The sequence below is a fragment of the Lysinibacillus sp. RS11 genome (assembly GCF_042019215.1).
Taxonomy (GTDB): Bacteria; Bacillota; Bacilli; order Bacillales_A; family Planococcaceae; genus Lysinibacillus; species Lysinibacillus xylanilyticus_A.
The window spans coordinates 515,061-532,962 of sequence record NZ_CP168124.1; the positions used below are offsets into that span (position 1 = coordinate 515,061).

A 17,902-nucleotide genomic window follows, 5' to 3' on the forward strand; every position below is an offset into this window, starting at 1 on the left:
AATACTTAAGTCTGTAGCAGTTGTGTTAATAAAAAATCTAAGGATCCGCGTAGTAAAAGAAAGGGGCTAATCCCATAAATCATTTTTTAATGACGTTTAGGATTAGCCCGAAAGCCTTTACTTATTTATGCTGTGTAAGGTAAACTTTGCCGTTTATTGTTACTTTAGAAGCTGAGATTAGAATTTCTTTATTTGCTTCATAATATGGATTTAAAATGTTGTCGATAGCAACCCATTTTTCACTAGATTTTTCATAGTCACCTTTTTTATCAAGAGCTGTTGCTTCTTCATAAAGCTTTTTTAATTGCGCTTTATCTTTTGCTTTGATTTCAAAATCAAAGTTAGACATGTAATCTTCAAAGCTAAGTGGCTTCATGTAAGGATGAATCATTTCATCGAATTCACCCCATAGCTTTTCAGATAGTTGATCATTTTTATCTTGATCTGCTTTTTGAGCATCCTTGTATAAAGTTTTTAGTTTTGGTAAAGCTTCAGCAGGAATATCTACATCTATATCTGAAATGTATTCTTCAAATGGTACTGGTGGATATAGCGCATCTAGGTAAGGTTGAAGAACCTTCTGGAATTCTTCAAATTTTGTTTGTGCTGCTTCTTCTTTACCAGATTTCTCTAGTTTAATCCACTGTTGATAAATATCTTTTAGCTGCTTTTTATCTTTTTCTTTAATAACTATATTTTTTTCACCAAATCCATACTGTTCCATGAATTCTTCGAAGGATACTGGTACCCAGCTAGCTAAAATATACGGCTTTGTGATTTTATCCATTTCAAGATTAATTTTTTCTACTTCTTCATATTTCTCTTCTTTTTCTAACTTTTTCATTTGATTAAACAATTTTTCTAATTTAGCTAGATCTGCTTTTGTGATTTCTTTAGGTAAGTCTTTTTTATATACGTTAAACGTGTAGAAATCTGAATAATCTTGTACTAAGCTACCTTCTACAGAGATTTCTTGACCTTCTACTAACTTCATTTTTTCTAATTGCTCATCTGAAAAATTTTGAATTCCGATATAATAATTTTTACCGTCTTTTCCTTTGATTGAGATGCTATCTCCGTAAACACTTTTAATCGTTCCTTTAATTTGTTGCTCAGCTTGAACAGTTATTTCGCTTGTTGTTTTTGCTGTTGTTGCCTCAGCTTGATGTGGCGTGAAGACAGCCATTCCTATTGTTAGTGCTGATACAATCATCCAAGATTTTTTTATTGTTTTTTTCATAATTATTTCTCCTTTAATTTAAGTGATTTAATTTTCTAATGATTAGACGGCTTTCGAATGATAAAAAGTTAGCTAAAATTAGAAAAAATTTTAACTTTTTTTAGCAAATTTTTTGGTAACGTAAGTGCAACGGCAGTTACAAAAGGTTTTTTGTACCGAAAGCGTAGCGGTAGGTACAGAAGTTTCCCGCATCTAGGAGTATTTTTACCTTCACTCCTTAATACTTCGCAAAATTGTCAAAAAATTTTTTATTATGTTAGAAAAAGCAATCAATTTGTAAAAACAGCGTAGTTTAGCGGTTTAAAGCGACGAATTGAAAGAAAAACTAAAATATTATGTCAATTTTAAAAGTCAGAACATTCATAATGTTGTTGACGAACCTCGATAATAACGATAATATAGCGATACGTTCACACTTCGTTTGGATGAAGTGTGATGAATATCAGAGATAATAATCGGGGGGATTATTTGTGAAATGCAATTTAAAAAAGCTTTCGTTCCTGTTATTTGGGTTAGTCTTAATGCTTGCTGCTTGTGGTAGTGGTGGCTCTAGTTCATCTGATTCAAAAGGAAAAGAAACGAATAATGCAAGTGAGAGCGGTAATGCAGATGACAAAACATATAAAATCGGGATTACTCAAATTGTTGAGCATCCATCTTTAAATGCTGCCACTGAAGGCTTCAAAAAAGCAATTGAAGAATCAGGCTTAAAAGTTGAGTACGAGGCACAGATAGCTCAAGGGGATAACAGTCTTAACACAACGATTGCAAACAATCTAGTAAGTGCAAACGTAGATTTAATATTTGCTAACTCTACACCGTCTGCGCAAGCGGCAGCGACAGCAACTAGCGATATTCCAATTATCTTTACTTCTGTAACAGATGCTGTTGGTGCACAACTCATTGAATCTATGGAGAAGCCAGGAAAAAATGTAACAGGTACGATCGATTTACATCCTGATACTATTTCAAAAACAGTGGCTTTCTTAAAGGAACTTGGTGCCAAAAATGTTGGTATGGTCTACAACGCTGGTGAGCAAAACTCAGTAGCACAAGTAAAAGAAGTGAAAAAAGTTATGGGCGAGCAAGGCCTAACAGTTGTTGAGGCATCTGCGTCAACTTCTGCGGAAGTAAAACTGGCTACGGAATCATTAATCGGTAAAGTAGATGCATTCTATATTATTACTGATAATACAGTAGTTTCTGCTTTAGAATCTGTTATTGATGTAGCGAATGCTAATAAATTGCCACTTATTGTAGGGGAGCTTGACTCTGTTGAACGTGGTGGCTTAGCTGCATATGGTTTTGAATATTTTGACATCGGTTACGAGGCAGGTCAAATGGCTGTGAAGATTCTAAAAGGAGAAGCAACACCTGCTGATATGCCAGCACAATACCCACAAAACTTAAAACTAGTAATCAATAAAAAAGTAGCGGATGATTTAGGAATCGAAGTTAAAGATTCTTGGGGTGCAGAGCTTTTAGAAAAGTAATGGACGGATATGGTCATCTGATCAAGCAAAGCGGGGGAGAACTAAACTGCCCCCGCTTTATCTTCTTTTTAGAGTGAAAAGTTTAAAGAGTATGTATGATTCATAGAAATACCTAAGGATTTAGCACGACGTTCTGTGATAACCCTTTGATCTATATCCATGAGCTCATCATCGAAAGTTGGGATAATATTTATTAAAACGTATTCCAGTATATTAGTTGATTGGAGTGGAGACTGGGCACTCCTTGGGGATTAGCGTCGCAGATGAGACCCTGGAGCGAGCAACGCGAGTGAAGCGGCTCATCGGACGCCCCCAGGAAAGCGCCTAGTTGGAACGGAAATCAACCTTACTTTATGATGATGCCCAATTTAAATGTTGAGCTCCATTATTTAGGAATGGAGCATAGGTAATAAAAATTAGTTTAAGAATGATTAGGAGATGATTCAACTATGTTTTTAGCAATGTTTGGCGCAGTGGAGCAAGGAATCATCTATGCAATTATGGCACTTGGTGTGTATTTAACATTCCGCGTGTTAGATTTTCCGGATTTAACGGTTGATGGAAGCTTTGTAACAGGGGCGGCTACAGCGGCGACGATGGTTCTGCTTGGCTACCACCCGATGTTAGCGACTTTAGTGGCAATTGTTGCTGGATTTATTGCTGGATGTATGACAGGGATTCTTCACACAAAAGGTAAAATTAACCCACTATTATCGGGGATTTTAATGATGATTGCTTTGTATTCTATTAACCTACGAATCATGGGGTTAACTGCAGAAAATACGATAGGTCGTCCGAATATTCCACTATTGAACTCAGAGACTATATTTTCAAAGTTTCAAGTATTTTGGAGTAATTTAGGTATCGATGCTGCGATCAATAACCTATTAAAAAGCATCGGCATTCAGCAAGTACCGTCTACATGGAGTACGTTGATTGTAGTATTAATCATCACGATTTTAATTAAGGTAATAGCAGACTGGTTCTTAAAAACTGAGGTCGGACTGGCTATTCGAGCAACTGGTGATAATAAGCGTATGATTCGTAGCTTTTCAGCAAATACAGATACACTTATTATTCTAGGGCTAGGACTTTCTAACGCACTTGTCGCATTTTCTGGAGCTTTAATCGCACAGTATTCGAAGTTCTCAGATGTAAGTATGGGGATTGGGATGATCGTTATCGGTCTTGCTTCTGTTATTATTGGTGAAGCAATCTTTGGTACAAAAACGATTATGCGCACAACTTTTGCTGTCATTGCGGGGGCTATTATTTACCGTATCATTTTAGCATTAGCATTACGTGTTGAATTCCTTGATTCGGGAGATATGAAATTAATAACAGCTATCATTGTTATTTTAGCGTTGGTTTTACCTCAATTTGTTAGTAAAAGTAAGGAACGCAAACGAAAAGTGAAGCGTGCAGCAGAGCGTGCACAAGTAAATGCGGTAGAGCAAGGAGGGAACGGCCTTGCTTAAATTACACGGCATTAATAAAGTTTTTAATGAAGGTACGCCTGACGAAAAAGTCGCACTTGCTGAAATTAATTTGCATTTAAAGCCAGGAGATTTTGTAACAATCATTGGTAGTAATGGTGCCGGTAAGTCGACCATGATGAATATGATTTCAGGTGCCTTAACGCCAGATTTTGGCTCAGTTTTAATTGATGGGAATGAGGTAACGGCTTTACCAGAATACAAGCGTTCCCACTATATCGGTCGTGTGTTTCAGGACCCAATGGCTGGTACAGCGCCAACAATGACGATTGAGGAAAACTTAGCGTTAGCTTACTCACGTAATAAGAGTAGAGGCTTGCGTATTGGTGTTGATAAAAAGCGTCTAGAATTTTTCAAGGAATCGTTGGAGATGTTGGGTCTAAATCTAGAAAATCGCCTATCTGCAAAGGTCGGCTTACTTTCTGGTGGGGAACGTCAGGCGCTGTCTTTATTAATGGCAACGTTCACGAAGCCATCGATTTTATTACTAGATGAGCATACGGCTGCACTTGACCCATCGCGTGCAGAGTTAATCACACGCATTACGAAATATTTAGTTGAGAAAGATAGCTTAACAACATTAATGGTCACGCACAATATGCAACAGGCATTAGATTTAGGTAACCGATTGATTATGATGGATAAAGGTCAAATCATTTTAGAAGTTGGCGAGGATCGCAAGCATGAATTGACTATTCCTGATTTAATGGCAGAGTTCGAACGTATCCGCGGTGAGAAAATGAACTCAGACCGTGCGTTATTAGGATCATGATGATTAACGCTCATACATAGGTATGGGCGTTTTTTTCTGCTGAAAGTTGGGTGGTAAATCGATAAAGTGCATTATAATCTAGCTAAAGGAGGTGAAAATATGCTACTGAAAAAGCGGGAAGTCTCATCGAAGAAACGGGTGTTAGAAATGATTGAGAGGCGGTTACCGAAATCTCACGCAAAGTATGATTATTTTCAAGAAATGCTAAGGAGAACAAGGGCAGGGTATGCAGGTGAGCGAAGAGTAGATAAAGAATGGCAAGAGATCTATTTGCAGCATGCGCATTATTTATTGCATGATGTTCAGCTTAAAGTCGAAGGTGGATCAATGCATCAAATGGATACATTATTCATGTCGCAAAATTTTGTTTTAATAGTAGAAATTAAAAATATTGCTGGGCGTGTTGATTATATGGAAGATAACCATCAATTTATTAGAGTTACCTCTGATGGAAGAGTAGATGGTTTTCGTAATCCATTCGATCAGGTGAAGCGACATGCTAGGTTTTTGCATCGATTATTTCAAATGAGTGGGCATTATCTACCTATTGAAACTATAGTCGTTTCTGCAAATCCGAGTATGATTATGTCACCCACTTTCTTGTCGCAGCCAATTATTCATGTAAGTGGCTTGGCTGAAAGGGTAGAGCAACTGTTCAAGCAGCATCAACAAGTCTATCTAAGTGAAAATGATTTGAGAGAACTATCAACGCATATTCTAAAGATGCACACACCAACCCAATGGACGCTAGATATTAAAGTGGATGAATTGAAGAAGGGTGCACTATGCTCTAAGTGCGAATATCAATTTGTTATGCATTATCGTCAAGGGAAGTGGTGTTGTGAGAATTGTGGTGAGGTCGATAATCTAGCTTTCAACAACGCACTGAAAGATTACCGTTATATGTATGGGGGATTTATATCCAACAGTTCATTTCAAGATTTCTTCGGTATCTCTTGCACTAAAACAGTATATAAAATATTGAAGTCATTACAGCTTCAAGAAATTGGTGCCAATAAGAATCGACAGTATATTTTAAAATAGTACAGTCTATCATTGCGGTCAGATAGACTGTATTTTTCTAAATTGTTCCGATAAATATAACAAACATTCCGATAAAATCTGAAATTGTTCCGATAAATCTCAAAATAGTTCCGATAAAACATAATTTTATTCCGATAAACCTCTCATCCCCGCAAAAAAGCCACACTCACATAGAAGTGTGACTCTTTATTTTAGACTAGTAAGCCGAAAAGTTGAATGTCGTTGTTTACTTCTTTGTATTTGAAGCCAAATTCATTCATACGTGCTAGTAAACCTTCGTAGTCGTCACGATTACCAAGTTCAATGCCGACTAAGGCAGGACCACTTTCTTTATTGTTTTTCTTTGTATATTCGAAAGTTGTAATGTCATCATTTGGTCCGACAACACTTGTTAGGAATTGGCGAAGTGCGCCTGCACGCTGTGGGAAGCTTACGATGAAGTAATAGAGTAAGCCTTCATGAATTAAAGATTTTTCTTTAATCTCCTGCATACGCCCGATGTCATTATTACCACCGCTAATGATGATAACGACTGATTTACCTTTAATTTCTTCCTTATAATAGTCGAGCGCCGCAACTGATAATGCCCCAGCAGGCTCTGCGATAATGGCATGTTTATTATAAAGATCTAAAATCGTTGTACATACTTTTCCTTCTGGTACTAGTACGATGTCGTCTAAATAGCGACGACAAACATCATATGTGTGATGGCCGACGCATTTTACCGCGGCGCCATCTACGAACTTGTCAATCCAATTAAGTGCCACTGCACCACCTTCTGTAAATGCAGCCTTCATACTACCCGCCCCAGCAGGCTCTACACCGATAATTTTGCTAGTAGGGGAAAGGTTTTTCACGTAGGCAGAAACACCTGACATTAAGCCGCCGCCACCGATACTACCAAATAGGTAGTCGATCGGTTCCTCCATGTCATTCATAATTTCAACTGCGACCGTTCCTTGGCCAGCAATGACATCAAAATCGTCAAATGGATGGATAAAGATTTTATTGTGTTCTTCGCAGTAAACGAATGCACTTTCTGCAGAATCATCAAACGTATCGCCCGCTAAAATAATTTCCACATAATCGCGACCAAACATACGCACTTGATCAATTTTTTGCTTAGGTGTTGTTTGGGGCATAAAAATACTTGCTTGAATTTTCAGTTGAGCACAGGCGTAAGCAACACCTTGAGCATGGTTGCCGGCACTTGCACAAACAACACCAGCTTGGCGAGCCTCTTCTTCAATTTTTTTAATCTTATAATAGGCGCCACGAAGTTTAAATGAGCGTACATGCTGTAAATCTTCGCGCTTAAAATAAATGCTAGCTCCGTATTTCTCAGATAAATAATCATTTTTTTGTAGCGGCGTGTGCACCACTACGTCTTTTAAAAAATGATGTGCAATTAAGATATTTTCTACTTGCACAGTTCTAGTGTCAGCAGCTTCCATAGTATACATCCTCCGTTACGTTAAAACATTTATCTATGATAGCACATTTTATAAGGTTTTTGTCATTAATTTTTAGTAAATTCTAAATTTTCGGTGTCTATTTTAACTTCTTTCAGTGGGTGTCTAAACATTCAAGGGTTTTTATAGAAATAAAGGAACGCCCATTTCTTCATAACGAAAATGACCAAGCATATACTAGAATACTTTAGGACAAGTAGGAGGGTATGTAATTGGAAATCATTCAAGGAATTCTATCTACATACATTCAATTTTTCGATTGGGAAATGTGGAAAGAAGTTTTAACAGACCCCGTATCTTGGGGGTTAATATCAACACTCATCATTATTGAAGGTTTACTGTCAGCAGATAATGCACTCGTCTTGGCAGTACTGGTTAAACATTTACCAGACAAGCAACGTAAACGTGCGTTAATGTATGGAATGTTGGGTGCTTACTTTTTCCGATTTTTGTTTATCGGAATAGGTGTTTATTTAGTAGATTTTTGGTTTATTAAATTATTAGGAGCTTTGTATTTAGGTTGGCTTTGTATCGCTCATTTCTTGCGAATTGGGGCAGAGGATAGTGTTAAGGAAGTTAAAAAATCAGGGTTAATGGTTCGAATTTTTGGGACATTTTGGGCGACTGTCATTTCAGTAGAGCTAATGGATATTGCCTTTTCAATTGACGCGATTTTTGCCGCATTTGCAATTTCTAATCAAATTTGGATCTTACTAATAGGGGGGATGCTAGGGATTTTAATGATGAGAACCATTGCCGGCCTATTTTTAATCATAATTGAAAAAATACCAGAACTAGAGGCGGCGGCATTTATTATTATCGGCATTATTGCGCTGAAAATGCTAGTTAGTATCATTGGTGTTCACGTTCCACACTATATGTTCTTTGTCGTGCTAATTATTGTATTTTCTATAACTTTCTTTGTTCATATTTTAAAGAAATTAAAAGTCGCTTAATATAAAAACGGTTCTGTTCTCGCTAAAAAAGAGGACAGAACTGTTTTATTTTTATTAAGGAAAATATAAGTTTTTTTGCCAGAGGAACCTAAAGCATAGTCGTCTAGGCTAAAGCGCTTCGATCTCTCCAGCGCTTTTGTTCTTATTTTACATATTGGTCAGGGTTGACGATATAAAACTTTTCAACATTTAACCAGCTTTCGCTCATTGGTTCACCGTTATCGATGCGTTTTTCTGTTTCTTGCATCATCCAAGCTGTTTGGGATGCATGTGCTTGTAATGCTTTAATTTTATCCGTCTTCATTTCACGAATATCGACGACAATATGGGGCTCTCCATTTTTTTCGATGGTATCATTGGCGAAGGCACATCCATATACTTGAGGACGTGCAGTTTTTGGCATACGGCGGACAGCCTCAACTACGGCACGTGCTGTTGCTTCATGGTCTGGATGGACCGCAAAGCCAGGTAAGAATGTAATGATAAGAGAAGGTGATAACTCTTCTATTAAACCTTCAACAAGCTTTACCATTTTTTCATCGTCTTCAAATTCAATCGTTTTATCACGGAAACCAAGCATACGTAAATCTTGTATTCCCATAGCCTCTGCAGCTGCAATTAGCTCCTTGCGTCGAATTTCTGGTAAGGATTCACGCGTAGCAAAAGGCGGATTTCCTAAATTACGGCCCATTTCCCCTAAAGTTAAACAGGCATATGTAACAGGAGTATTCATTTTCTTTGTATAGTAGGCAATCGTTCCAGCAACTGAAAAAGCCTCATCATCTGGGTGAGGGTAAACAATCAAAATATGACGTTGTGGCTCTAAATTCAAATAGTCGTCCTCCTTAATACGTAAATGGCGTTTCACTAATTTCTAGTGCTATCGCCAATTTACCAGAGTAGTCTAGTCCAGCCATTAATAAACGGCCTAAATCATCTAATTCAAAATGTGTGATGCCTTGAGCATAAACCCAGCCATGCGCCATTTTTAATCCGACACGATGGGGTGAATCATCTACCACTTTAGCAAGCTCATAGTTGATTTTGGCATTGCGAATAAAAGCACCTGCATTAAAAAATTTCTCATCAAAATGTGCTGCATAAGAACCGTTCGTCGTCTCAAGATGAATATAAACGTCTTTGTTGGCGAAAGAATTTAATAATTCCTGCAACGTTTTTACTTGTACTTCTTGCACCTTAACACTCCTCTCGATTATTTCTCCTTTAAGTATAGTAAAAAAAATTCACAAAGGGAAATTGAATGCCTCTTTAGCACAACATAATCACTAAGATTTCCTAAATAAATTTCGAAGGCTTGTTCATTTAAAATTTTTCATAAATCGGTTCCTAATTTTAACCAATGACTACTTTTCGAGCAATATTCTTGAAAAAATTATTGTAATGTATCAATATAATGAGTGTGAAAACAAACTTGTACAAAACGTGTTATTTTGTATTGTATACGGTTTCACAAATGAAAAGATACTGCGACCATGATTTCTTCCTAAACTGACAGTTAGGCAGCATGTAATGTTAAAGGGAATTTTAAACTACGTAATAACGAATTCTATCTTGGTACAATAGATGACGTTCCTTTAACATTGAGATGTGTAGCTGTGACAAGGGAAGAAGACGGAAAGATCATTATCATAGTATAGTAAAAAAGCCGCGATTCTCTTTTATGACGGAGAATCGCGGCTTTTAATATCGATTGAGCTTTCGTTCTATGGATTCTAAGCGATTGTTAACATTCTGTAGTTGTTTATACATTTGTTTAAATTGTAGATTTTGATCCTGTGCTTGTGAAGATTTTTTTTGTGCTAATTCCTCTTCCTCCTGGAATGCTAATATCGTGGCGAGGGTTGATAATGAATAACCGAGCGTTAAAACAATTGATGAAATTACTTCTACTTTTGAAGCGGTTAGTTCTCCAGAAAGTAATCCTCGTTCTTCTTTTAATTCTTCAGGTTTTTGCTTTTTCATTTTGCTCCCTCCCATATAAATCTAATATATGGTTTATGAAGTAGTAGCGAATCTTGTCCAATACTTTTAGCAATGGGAGAAAAATTATGTTAATTATTTGTAATTTTCTAATAATTAAATTGATTTTCGTGGGGAGATGGAGCATTATAGTAGAAATAAAACAGTTGTTTTTACGAGGGGGAATTGATGTGAAAAAGGACTTTAAATACTGTAAAGAATCGAGGGTTATGCGGACAAGTCGAGTGTTTCCGAATGATGTTAATAACCATAATACACTATTTGGTGGTCGCTTAATGGGTGATATCGATCAGGTAGCCTCAATCTCAGCTGCTAAGCATAGTCGTAGAGATTGTGTGACAGCTTCAACGGATTCGGTCGACTTCCTACATCCAATTCGCCCGACTGATTCTGTATACTTCGAATCTTATGTAACATGGACAGGGACGTCTTCAATGGAGGTTTTCGTAAAGGTCATTGCTGAAAATTTGAAAACGGGGGAACGCAAGGTAGCAGCGACAGCATTGTTAACCTTTGTCGCATTAGATGATAATAATAAACCAGCCCCAGTTCCACGCGTCATTCCTGAAACAGTAGAGGAGACAAAGTTACATGAAACTGCATCTGAACGAGCAAAGGTCCGTGCAGAGCGTAAAAAGGAAAGTAAGGCATTGGCTCAATTCATTTCGATGAATGATCCATGGGATTATTCATCGAAATGATGGAGAACGCTTATATGTAATAGAGGCATCTGATTAGTATCGTTTTGCTAATCAGATGCCTGTTATGTTTAGATTTCAGTCACTGTTACTTGTGGTGCGCCAAATCGAGATTTTGCACCGTGCATAACTGGTCCTACATAGTCATTTAATGCCCAACCGTGAGCGATTGCAGCTGAAACGAATTCTTTCGCTTCGATAACAGCTTCTTTCACTGAAAGTCCGTTAGCAAGGTTTGCTGTCACTGAAGCAGCAAATGTACAGCCAGCCCCATGGTTATAAGTAGAAGCGACTTTATCAGACTCTAATAAGTAGAATTTTTCACCGTCGAAGAATAAGTCGGTTGCTTTTTCAGTAGCTAACGCTTTTCCGCCTTTAATCACAATAGCTTTAGCACCTAGTTCGTGAATTTTACGAGCTGCCGTTTTCATCTCTTCAATTGTGTTTGGAGTTCCAGTTCCAGCCAATTGTCCAGCCTCAAACAGGTTTGGTGTTGTCACTGCAGCCAATGGTAAAAGATGTTGAATCATCGCATCTGTGTTACCAGGGTTCAATACTTCATCTTCTCCTTTACATACCATTACAGGGTCAATGACAACATTTGGCGTACCGGATTTTGAGATGGCATCACCAGCAATACGAATGATTTCTTCCGTTGACAGCATACCAGTCTTTATTGCGTCAATGCCTGTTGAAAGAGCAGTATTGATTTGCTTTTGTAAAAGCTCTGTTGGCAATGGTGTGACATTATGTGCCCAACCATTTGGCTCCATTGTTACAACAACCGTTAACGCCACCATGCCATAAGTGCCGTGCTCTTGGAATGTTTTAAGATCAGCTTGCATACCTGCGCCGCCTGATGTATCGGAACCAGCAATTGTTAAAGTTTTTTTAAGAGCCATGATGATAGATCTCCTTTATAGATAAAAGTTTTAAAATTACCATCTAGTATAGTCTTATTCTGATTCTGTAAAAATAGTCAGAATAAGATATTTTTACAAGGTCAGTTTTAACTTCGATAGGTGTCCAACCATTCTCTGACGCTTCGCTTTCGCACAAAAAACAACGTGTTGCTGCTGACGCTTCGCTTTCGCACAGACAAAACCCTTTTGCTGTCGCTACGTTAGCACTGCGCTTTCGCACAAAAAACACCGTGTTGGCCTAAAGCCTCAGAACGCAATTATGCTGAGGCGTAATTGATCTGATGCTTGTATTCGACATTATTTTTTTGTACCGTTGTAAGAAGAGAAAGGGGTTAATATTACGATGAATCAAGTATTCTCGAATGATTGGCAAGCAATACTTGCAGATGAATTAGACAAAACTTACTATAAAGAGCTGCGTCAATTTGTAGCACATGAATATTCAACACAAACTATTTATCCACCAATGAATGACATCATGAATGCATTTAATACAACAGCTTATCATGATGTAAAGGTCGTAATTTTAGGCCAAGACCCATATCATGGACCAAATCAAGCACATGGATTAAGTTTTTCGGTCATGCCAGGAATCAAACATCCACCAAGCTTGCGAAATATGCTACAAGAGTTACAGGAGGATCTTGGTTGTTCAATCCCTCAAAACGGTACATTAACAAAATGGTCACAGCAAGGTGTAATGTTATTGAATACAGTATTAACAGTTCGAGCAGGTCAGGCTCATTCTCATAAAGAACAAGGATGGGAGCAATTTACGGATGCTGTTATTGATAAATTAGCCTCAAGAGAAAAACCGATTATTTTTGTACTTTGGGGCAAACCAGCACAGCGGAAAAAATCAATAATCCGTAATTATTCAACACCTCATGTCATTTTAGAAGCACCTCATCCAAGTCCTCTTAGTGCCTATCGAGGATTTTTTGGCAGTAAACCGTATTCGAAAATAAATGCACAGCTAGTACAATGGGGAGAGCAGCCAATTGATTGGTCTCTAGCATAGATTGGCACAAATCGTTTACTTTATACACTTATAGATTCATGTTACAGTTAATAATAGAAGAAAGTGAGGGGCAACAATGAAGGTAAATTGTTTCAAATGTCAATATTTTAAAGTAACATGGGACCCACAAACGCCGCGGGCCTGTGTAGCATATGGCTTTAAAACAAAGCAAATACCATCCGTTGTTGTTAAACAATCCTCGGGCACGGACTGTCTAAAATTTGTGCCAAAAGCAGAAAGTGGGAGAATGCAATGATTCCTTATCAAGCCGTTATTCAACAACTTGAAAAACAATTATCGGGTGTGAAAAATATTGGGAACGAACAGCAAATTCGCGAAGCTTTAACAGCAATCCGAGCATTATGTGATGTGGTATTAGACTCACCTGACGGCATTTCAAAAGCGCAGTCAAAACATTTGCCACAAATGCTAGTATCAGAGCCGAAGCAATCAAGTTTATACACAGCAAAAATTGAAGAAGAAGACGGGGCAAATGGCGATTCAATTTTTGACTTTTAATTATCTTCATTCAGCGAAGACTTTCACCTCTGAAGGTGGCTAGATGAATGAGGATGTGGTTCCTTTTCAGTAGGTGCCCAACGCCTACTGAAATAGGGGAACTCAGTCTAAGAACGCCACGTCTTGTTGCAATTTATCTGTGCGAAAGCGAAGCGACAGCAACAAGGTTTTATCTGTGCGAAAGCGAAGCGACAGCAACAAGGTTTTATCTGTGCGAAAGCGAAGCGACAGCAACAAGGTTTTATCTGTGCGAAAGCGAAGCGACAGCAACAACAACAACAACACACGAATAAGTGACCAACATCACGTTGGCCCAAAGCCTCCGGACGCAATTACACCAAGGCGAAATTGATTAAAGGTAGGAGAAATGACATGAAAAAATTTATTGTGACAGGTGCACTCCACGGCTTTTTGGCAGTGGCATTCGGTGCATTCGGTGCACATGCTTTAAAAGAAGTTCTAGACGATTATGGGCGTGGGGTTTGGGAAACAGCTGTTCAGTACCAAATGTTTCATGCCACGGCTTTACTAGTCATTGGCTTATTGATGAGCCCTAAATTACTTGGAGAGGTAAAGAAGTTAAATTTAGCTGGAATCTTTTTCAACCTCGGTATTGTCTTCTTTTCAGGAAGCTTATATGTACTGGCAATCAGCGGCATTAAAATCTTAGGGGCAGTCACACCAATTGGTGGAGTACTATTTTTAGTTGGATGGATTTTAATCATCGTGTCTGCCATTAAACATACTCGCTAATAAAATTTAGTTGAACGTACTCCTTCGCCGTAATGTGTGAGGGAGTTTTTTGTTGGTAATTGCAGCAGCTAGGACAATGCTCCAATATGAAAAAAGCTCGGACATAAAAAGAATTTATACAGCTTCTCCACAATATAATTTCTAGAGAATAATAGTTTTAATTCCTATTGTTATTGTAAGAATTTATAGTACACTGTTATTACCAGAAGAGTTCGACAAATAGAAAGAGAGGTTTAGTGATATGGAGAAGCTATATACATTACTAGATAATAACTATGATGAAATGGTTGCGATTCGTCGTCATCTACATGAATATCCTGAATTATCCTTTGAGGAAGTAGAAACACCAGCTTATGTAGCTGCTTTTCATCGTGCTTTAGGACATGAAGTTCGTGAGCATGTAGGAAAGCGTGGGGTGGTTGCAACATTACATGGTGGGAAACCAGGAAAAACAGTAGCATTGCGAGCTGATTTTGATGCGTTAGCGATACAGGAAGAAAATGATGTTCCTTATAAGTCAAAAATTGATGGTAAAATGCATGCATGTGGACACGATGGTCATACTGCGACTTTACTTGGGCTGGCTAAGGCACTCAATGCAATGAAGGATGATCTTGTAGGTAATGTAGTATTTATCCATCAGCATGCGGAAGAAATTGCACCAGGCGGAGCAAAGCTGATGATTGAAGATGGCTGTCTAGACGGGGTAGACGTTATTTTCGGTACACATTTATGGGCACCAACACCATTGGGCGATATTTTGGTTAGAGATGGGGCAATTATGGCTGCTGCGGATAAAGTGGAAATCATGATTCAAGGTAAAGGTGGCCATGGTGCGGAGCCGCATCATTCTATTGATGCTGTTGCTCTTGCTTCACAGTTTATTGTCAATGCTCAGCAGCTTATATCTAGACGCATTGATCCATTAAAATCAGCGGTTTTAACAATTGGTCATTTTGAGGCGATTAACCCTTTCAATGTTATTGCTGAACGAGTTGTGCTAGCGGGAACAGTGCGTACTTTTGAAGAGCAAGTACGTAGACAGATGGAGAAAGAGATTGAGGCTGTACTAAATGCCACTTGTCTAGCTTTTGGCGCAAGTTATGAATATCGTTATACAAGAGGCTATCCCCCTGTTTACAATCATATGAAAGAAACAGAATTTATTGCTCGGCTTGCAGCAGATGTACCAGGAGTGGAAAATATAATAACGTGTCCACCATTTATGATCGGTGAGGATTTTGCGTATTATTTAGAGAATGTACCTGGTACATTTTTCTTCACAGGTGCCAAAAAGCCTGAGTGGGAAGTGGCATATCCTCATCATCATGCACGCTTTGACTTTGATGAACGTGCAATGTTGATTGCAGCCAAAACATTAGGAAAAGCAACATTGCAGTATTTACAAGAAAATCAATAGTAAGCTCCCATGAACGTTCTATATGGCTTGAACTTACAATAAAAATTGGCATGCTAGGACGTATCCTAACATGCCAATTTTTCCCTTACCCGTGGGAAGCGGTGTGAAATATATTACGGATTTTGATTAAAATAAACCATTTCCTCATCATATTCAGCAAAATCAAAGTAAATCATCGGGAATAGGAAACGGTGATTTGATTTGAGCTCACGAAGAATAACATGATCTCGACCAGCAGCCTCTACAACACCTCGCACAACTTTTGTGTTTTTACCTTGTTCAATGGCATGCTCGAAAGAAAAATGGAACGTACCAGGTTTTCCGCGATTCAAACGCAAAATATTTTCAATATAGGATTCCTCACGTCCAGGTGGTCGTCCGTTTTGAAGTGTTGCTGGAGGAGGAGTCATTGGTTGTTGCGTTGTTGGTGTCCAATAATAAGGCATCATAAGTTATCAACCTTCTTTCTTTTAGATTTGAGGACAATCCTCTTCGGTAGGCGAGAAAAAGCAATGCACTTTATATCTTCCCATGTTCCACTGACCGTACCATTATGCAGGAAAATCTTCTTCAGGTCTGAAAAACCATAGCGAACGAGTTGCTGGATGGAACTCTTCTCCTTTGATAACTCTATTTGCTAATCTAATGACTTAATCACGTGCTCGCTGATCCATAGCCTTTTGTTGTCTCTTCACAGCCCCCTTTGATGCCGAAACCGTCCGAATATCACCAAAATCTAAACAATCTGCTCGTACACGATTGACGCTAACAGTGCCGACCATCAGCATACCTATTCTCCGTCGCCTTCTGCCTCAGCGCGTATAAGCCTCACGAGCAGGGCTGTTTGTGTATCCTTCTCTTTATAACGGCGATTTTTATTCCTCCTCGCAGACAGTATATGCACGATGGTATTGTAGACATGTTCAATTTTAACTTTTTTCAGCACATGTTTTGGTAGCGAAAGCAAAGCGTCAGCTACAGATGTCTTTTGTAGCGAAAGCAAAGCGTCAGCTACAGATGTCTTTTGTACCGAAAGCGTAGCAACAGGTACAGAAGTCTTCCACTTCTATAGGTGGTAAGATGAATGCGGGTTTAAGTTACCTTTTCACTGGGTGTCCAAACACCTAGTGGAACTCAGTCTAAGAACGCCACGTCCTGTGGCAATTTATCTGTGCGAAAGCGAAGCGACAGCAACACACGACTGAGTGACCAACATCGTGTTGGCCTAAAGTCTCCGACGGATGTCACGGAATCGGAAAGGAGTTCTTTGTGCGAGCACAAAGCCGATTCAGGACGCAATTATGCCGAGGCATAATTGATTGAAAGAAATTCACATCTTAAAATTGCTAAGCATATATTAGCCATAATGAGTAGTCTGTAAAGAGGGACAGGTTTTACATGTGAGGTGAAAAATTATGGAGATTGGTGTGTGGGTAGGTATTTTGTTGAGCGCTGTGTTGGCATTTTTGGTAGGGGATTTTTACGGACAGCCACTCCATTGGTATCTCTTTATATTAATAATCGTAGTGGGTTTTTTCATCAATACCGTTATATTAATTTTGAAAGTTAAGGATGAAAAGTCTTAAAGTACAAGACAATCATATGAAAATAAGAAAGTTCATCGTAATGGGTGACGCTTTTTTATTGTTAAGGAAACTATGGGGTTTTTTGCCGGTGGATAACCTAGCGCATAATCATCGTCTAGACGAAAGCGTTAGTCCTCGGGCGAAAGAGGTGGCCTTCTAACGTTCTTTTTGTTAAATTTTTATGATTATATAGCTGAAGTATTTTGTTTTGCAAGTATATTGAAAATAAATTGTGACATACTAAAGTAGAAAATTACTTTTTGCTTTTAAAAAGGAGTGTTACAATGCGTATTTTTGGTATGTTTGTAGCAATTATCATAAGTGCATTTATGGCCGTTGGTATAGCAGAATACTATCATCAACCATATAATTGGTATTTAGTTTTCCTTATGATTCTAACTGGTTTTTTTATTCATACAATTATTTTAATATTGGAATCAGAGAACAGCGAAGAAAACGAATTATAAAAAATGCGAGCCCGTTAGTCAGGACTCGCATTTTTTATATT

At 38.3% G+C, this 17,902-nt stretch carries 21 protein-coding genes and 1 pseudogene; 13 read left to right on the forward strand and 9 right to left on the reverse strand.

Going from position 1 to position 17,902, the window contains the following annotated elements; all coding sequences use genetic code 11:
• Positions 1–121: 121 nt before the first annotated feature.
• Positions 122–1,240, reverse strand: a complete 1,119-nt coding sequence (locus AB9L17_RS02630) for a hypothetical protein (protein ID WP_068985221.1) — start codon at positions 1,238–1,240, stop codon at positions 122–124.
• A gap of 470 nt (positions 1,241–1,710) precedes the next feature.
• Between AB9L17_RS02630 and AB9L17_RS02635 the strand changes: the two genes are divergently transcribed.
• From AB9L17_RS02635 to AB9L17_RS02650, 4 genes are all read left to right on the forward strand, one after another.
• The gene (locus AB9L17_RS02635) at positions 1,711–2,733 is read left to right on the forward strand and encodes an ABC transporter substrate-binding protein (RefSeq protein ID WP_068985222.1); all 1,023 of its coding nucleotides are present in this window, start codon (positions 1,711–1,713) and stop codon (positions 2,731–2,733) included.
• 449 nt (positions 2,734–3,182) lie between these two features.
• Positions 3,183–4,211 (forward strand): ABC transporter permease, encoded by a 1,029-nt coding sequence (locus AB9L17_RS02640; protein ID WP_068985223.1) that lies wholly within the window; start codon positions 3,183–3,185, stop codon positions 4,209–4,211.
• A complete protein-coding gene (locus tag AB9L17_RS02645; RefSeq protein WP_375200022.1) occupies positions 4,204–5,001 on the forward strand; it encodes an ABC transporter ATP-binding protein in 798 nt (265 codons plus the stop codon). Before AB9L17_RS02640 ends, AB9L17_RS02645 begins: the two co-directional genes overlap by 8 nt.
• Before the next feature lie 99 nt (positions 5,002–5,100).
• On the forward strand, positions 5,101–6,045 hold the full coding sequence (locus AB9L17_RS02650; protein WP_068985225.1) for a nuclease-related domain-containing protein: 945 nt from the start codon (positions 5,101–5,103) through the stop codon (positions 6,043–6,045).
• 191 nt (positions 6,046–6,236) lie between these two features.
• On the opposite strand, the gene ilvA is transcribed toward AB9L17_RS02650, so the two are convergent.
• Entirely contained in the window at positions 6,237–7,499 is a 1,263-nt protein-coding gene (gene ilvA, locus AB9L17_RS02655) for a threonine ammonia-lyase IlvA (protein WP_068985226.1), read from the reverse strand.
• 230 nt (positions 7,500–7,729) lie between these two features.
• Between ilvA and AB9L17_RS02660 the strand changes: the two genes are divergently transcribed.
• Positions 7,730–8,473 (forward strand): TerC family protein, encoded by a 744-nt coding sequence (locus AB9L17_RS02660; protein ID WP_068985227.1) that lies wholly within the window; start codon positions 7,730–7,732, stop codon positions 8,471–8,473.
• 142 nt (positions 8,474–8,615) lie between these two features.
• Here the strand turns inward: AB9L17_RS02660 and bshB2 are convergent, their stop codons facing one another.
• From bshB2 to AB9L17_RS02675, 3 genes are all read right to left on the reverse strand, one after another.
• Complete coding sequence (bshB2, locus tag AB9L17_RS02665) at positions 8,616–9,305, reverse strand: bacillithiol biosynthesis deacetylase BshB2 (protein WP_068985228.1); 690 nt, start codon at positions 9,303–9,305, stop codon at positions 8,616–8,618.
• Positions 9,306–9,318: 13 nt separating this feature from the next.
• Positions 9,319–9,669 carry a YojF family protein gene (locus tag AB9L17_RS02670; RefSeq protein WP_053484519.1) on the reverse strand — a complete coding sequence of 117 codons (351 nt, stop codon included), beginning with the start codon at positions 9,667–9,669 and terminating at the stop codon, positions 9,319–9,321.
• A gap of 505 nt (positions 9,670–10,174) precedes the next feature.
• Complete coding sequence (locus AB9L17_RS02675; protein WP_068985229.1) at positions 10,175–10,456, reverse strand: hypothetical protein; 282 nt, start codon at positions 10,454–10,456, stop codon at positions 10,175–10,177.
• Between the two features lie 227 nt (positions 10,457–10,683).
• Here AB9L17_RS02675 and AB9L17_RS02680 point away from each other — a divergent pair, with 227 nt between their 5' ends.
• Positions 10,684–11,175: an acyl-CoA thioesterase gene (locus AB9L17_RS02680; protein WP_223554542.1), complete on the forward strand. Its 492-nt coding sequence runs from the start codon at positions 10,684–10,686 to the stop codon at positions 11,173–11,175.
• Between the two features lie 68 nt (positions 11,176–11,243).
• Here AB9L17_RS02680 and thiD read toward each other — a convergent pair whose 3' ends face one another.
• Positions 11,244–12,074, reverse strand: a complete 831-nt coding sequence (gene thiD / locus AB9L17_RS02685; RefSeq protein WP_068985231.1) for a bifunctional hydroxymethylpyrimidine kinase/phosphomethylpyrimidine kinase — start codon at positions 12,072–12,074, stop codon at positions 11,244–11,246.
• Positions 12,075–12,117: 43 nt separating this feature from the next.
• Positions 12,118–12,315, reverse strand: coding sequence for a hypothetical protein (locus tag AB9L17_RS02690; protein WP_139114441.1), 198 nt, complete (start codon positions 12,313–12,315; stop codon positions 12,118–12,120).
• Between the two features lie 123 nt (positions 12,316–12,438).
• Between AB9L17_RS02690 and AB9L17_RS02695 the strand changes: the two genes are divergently transcribed.
• The 6 genes from AB9L17_RS02695 to AB9L17_RS02720 all read left to right on the forward strand — a co-directional run bounded on the left by AB9L17_RS02695 (position 12,439) and on the right by AB9L17_RS02720 (position 15,808).
• The gene (locus AB9L17_RS02695; protein WP_068985232.1) at positions 12,439–13,116 is read left to right on the forward strand and encodes a uracil-DNA glycosylase; all 678 of its coding nucleotides are present in this window, start codon (positions 12,439–12,441) and stop codon (positions 13,114–13,116) included.
• 76 nt (positions 13,117–13,192) lie between these two features.
• On the forward strand, positions 13,193–13,372 hold the full coding sequence (locus tag AB9L17_RS02700) for a uracil-DNA glycosylase (RefSeq protein ID WP_068985233.1): 180 nt from the start codon (positions 13,193–13,195) through the stop codon (positions 13,370–13,372).
• Positions 13,369–13,635: a YwdI family protein gene (locus tag AB9L17_RS02705; RefSeq protein ID WP_068985234.1), complete on the forward strand. Its 267-nt coding sequence runs from the start codon at positions 13,369–13,371 to the stop codon at positions 13,633–13,635. Before AB9L17_RS02700 ends, AB9L17_RS02705 begins: the two co-directional genes overlap by 4 nt.
• Positions 13,636–13,682: 47 nt before the next feature.
• Positions 13,683–13,928: a hypothetical protein gene (locus tag AB9L17_RS02710; protein WP_375200023.1), complete on the forward strand. Its 246-nt coding sequence runs from the start codon at positions 13,683–13,685 to the stop codon at positions 13,926–13,928.
• Between the two features lie 79 nt (positions 13,929–14,007).
• Positions 14,008–14,388: a DUF423 domain-containing protein gene (locus AB9L17_RS02715; RefSeq protein ID WP_068985236.1), complete on the forward strand. Its 381-nt coding sequence runs from the start codon at positions 14,008–14,010 to the stop codon at positions 14,386–14,388.
• A gap of 241 nt (positions 14,389–14,629) precedes the next feature.
• Positions 14,630–15,808: a M20 family metallopeptidase gene (locus tag AB9L17_RS02720; RefSeq protein WP_375200024.1), complete on the forward strand. Its 1,179-nt coding sequence runs from the start codon at positions 14,630–14,632 to the stop codon at positions 15,806–15,808.
• A gap of 113 nt (positions 15,809–15,921) precedes the next feature.
• Here the strand turns inward: AB9L17_RS02720 and gerQ are convergent, their stop codons facing one another.
• Both gerQ and AB9L17_RS02730 read right to left on the reverse strand, forming a co-directional pair.
• A complete protein-coding gene (gene gerQ / locus AB9L17_RS02725) occupies positions 15,922–16,257 on the reverse strand; it encodes a spore coat protein GerQ (RefSeq protein ID WP_083227044.1) in 336 nt (111 codons plus the stop codon).
• A 21-nt stretch (positions 16,258–16,278) separates the two neighbouring features.
• Positions 16,279–16,687: pseudogene (locus tag AB9L17_RS02730) on the reverse strand (cell wall hydrolase).
• Between the two features lie 967 nt (positions 16,688–17,654).
• On the opposite strand from AB9L17_RS02730, the gene AB9L17_RS02735 reads away from it, so the two are divergent.
• Positions 17,655–17,861, forward strand: a complete 207-nt coding sequence (locus AB9L17_RS02735; protein WP_375200025.1) for a hypothetical protein — start codon at positions 17,655–17,657, stop codon at positions 17,859–17,861.
• The last annotated feature ends 41 nt before the right edge of the window (positions 17,862–17,902 follow it).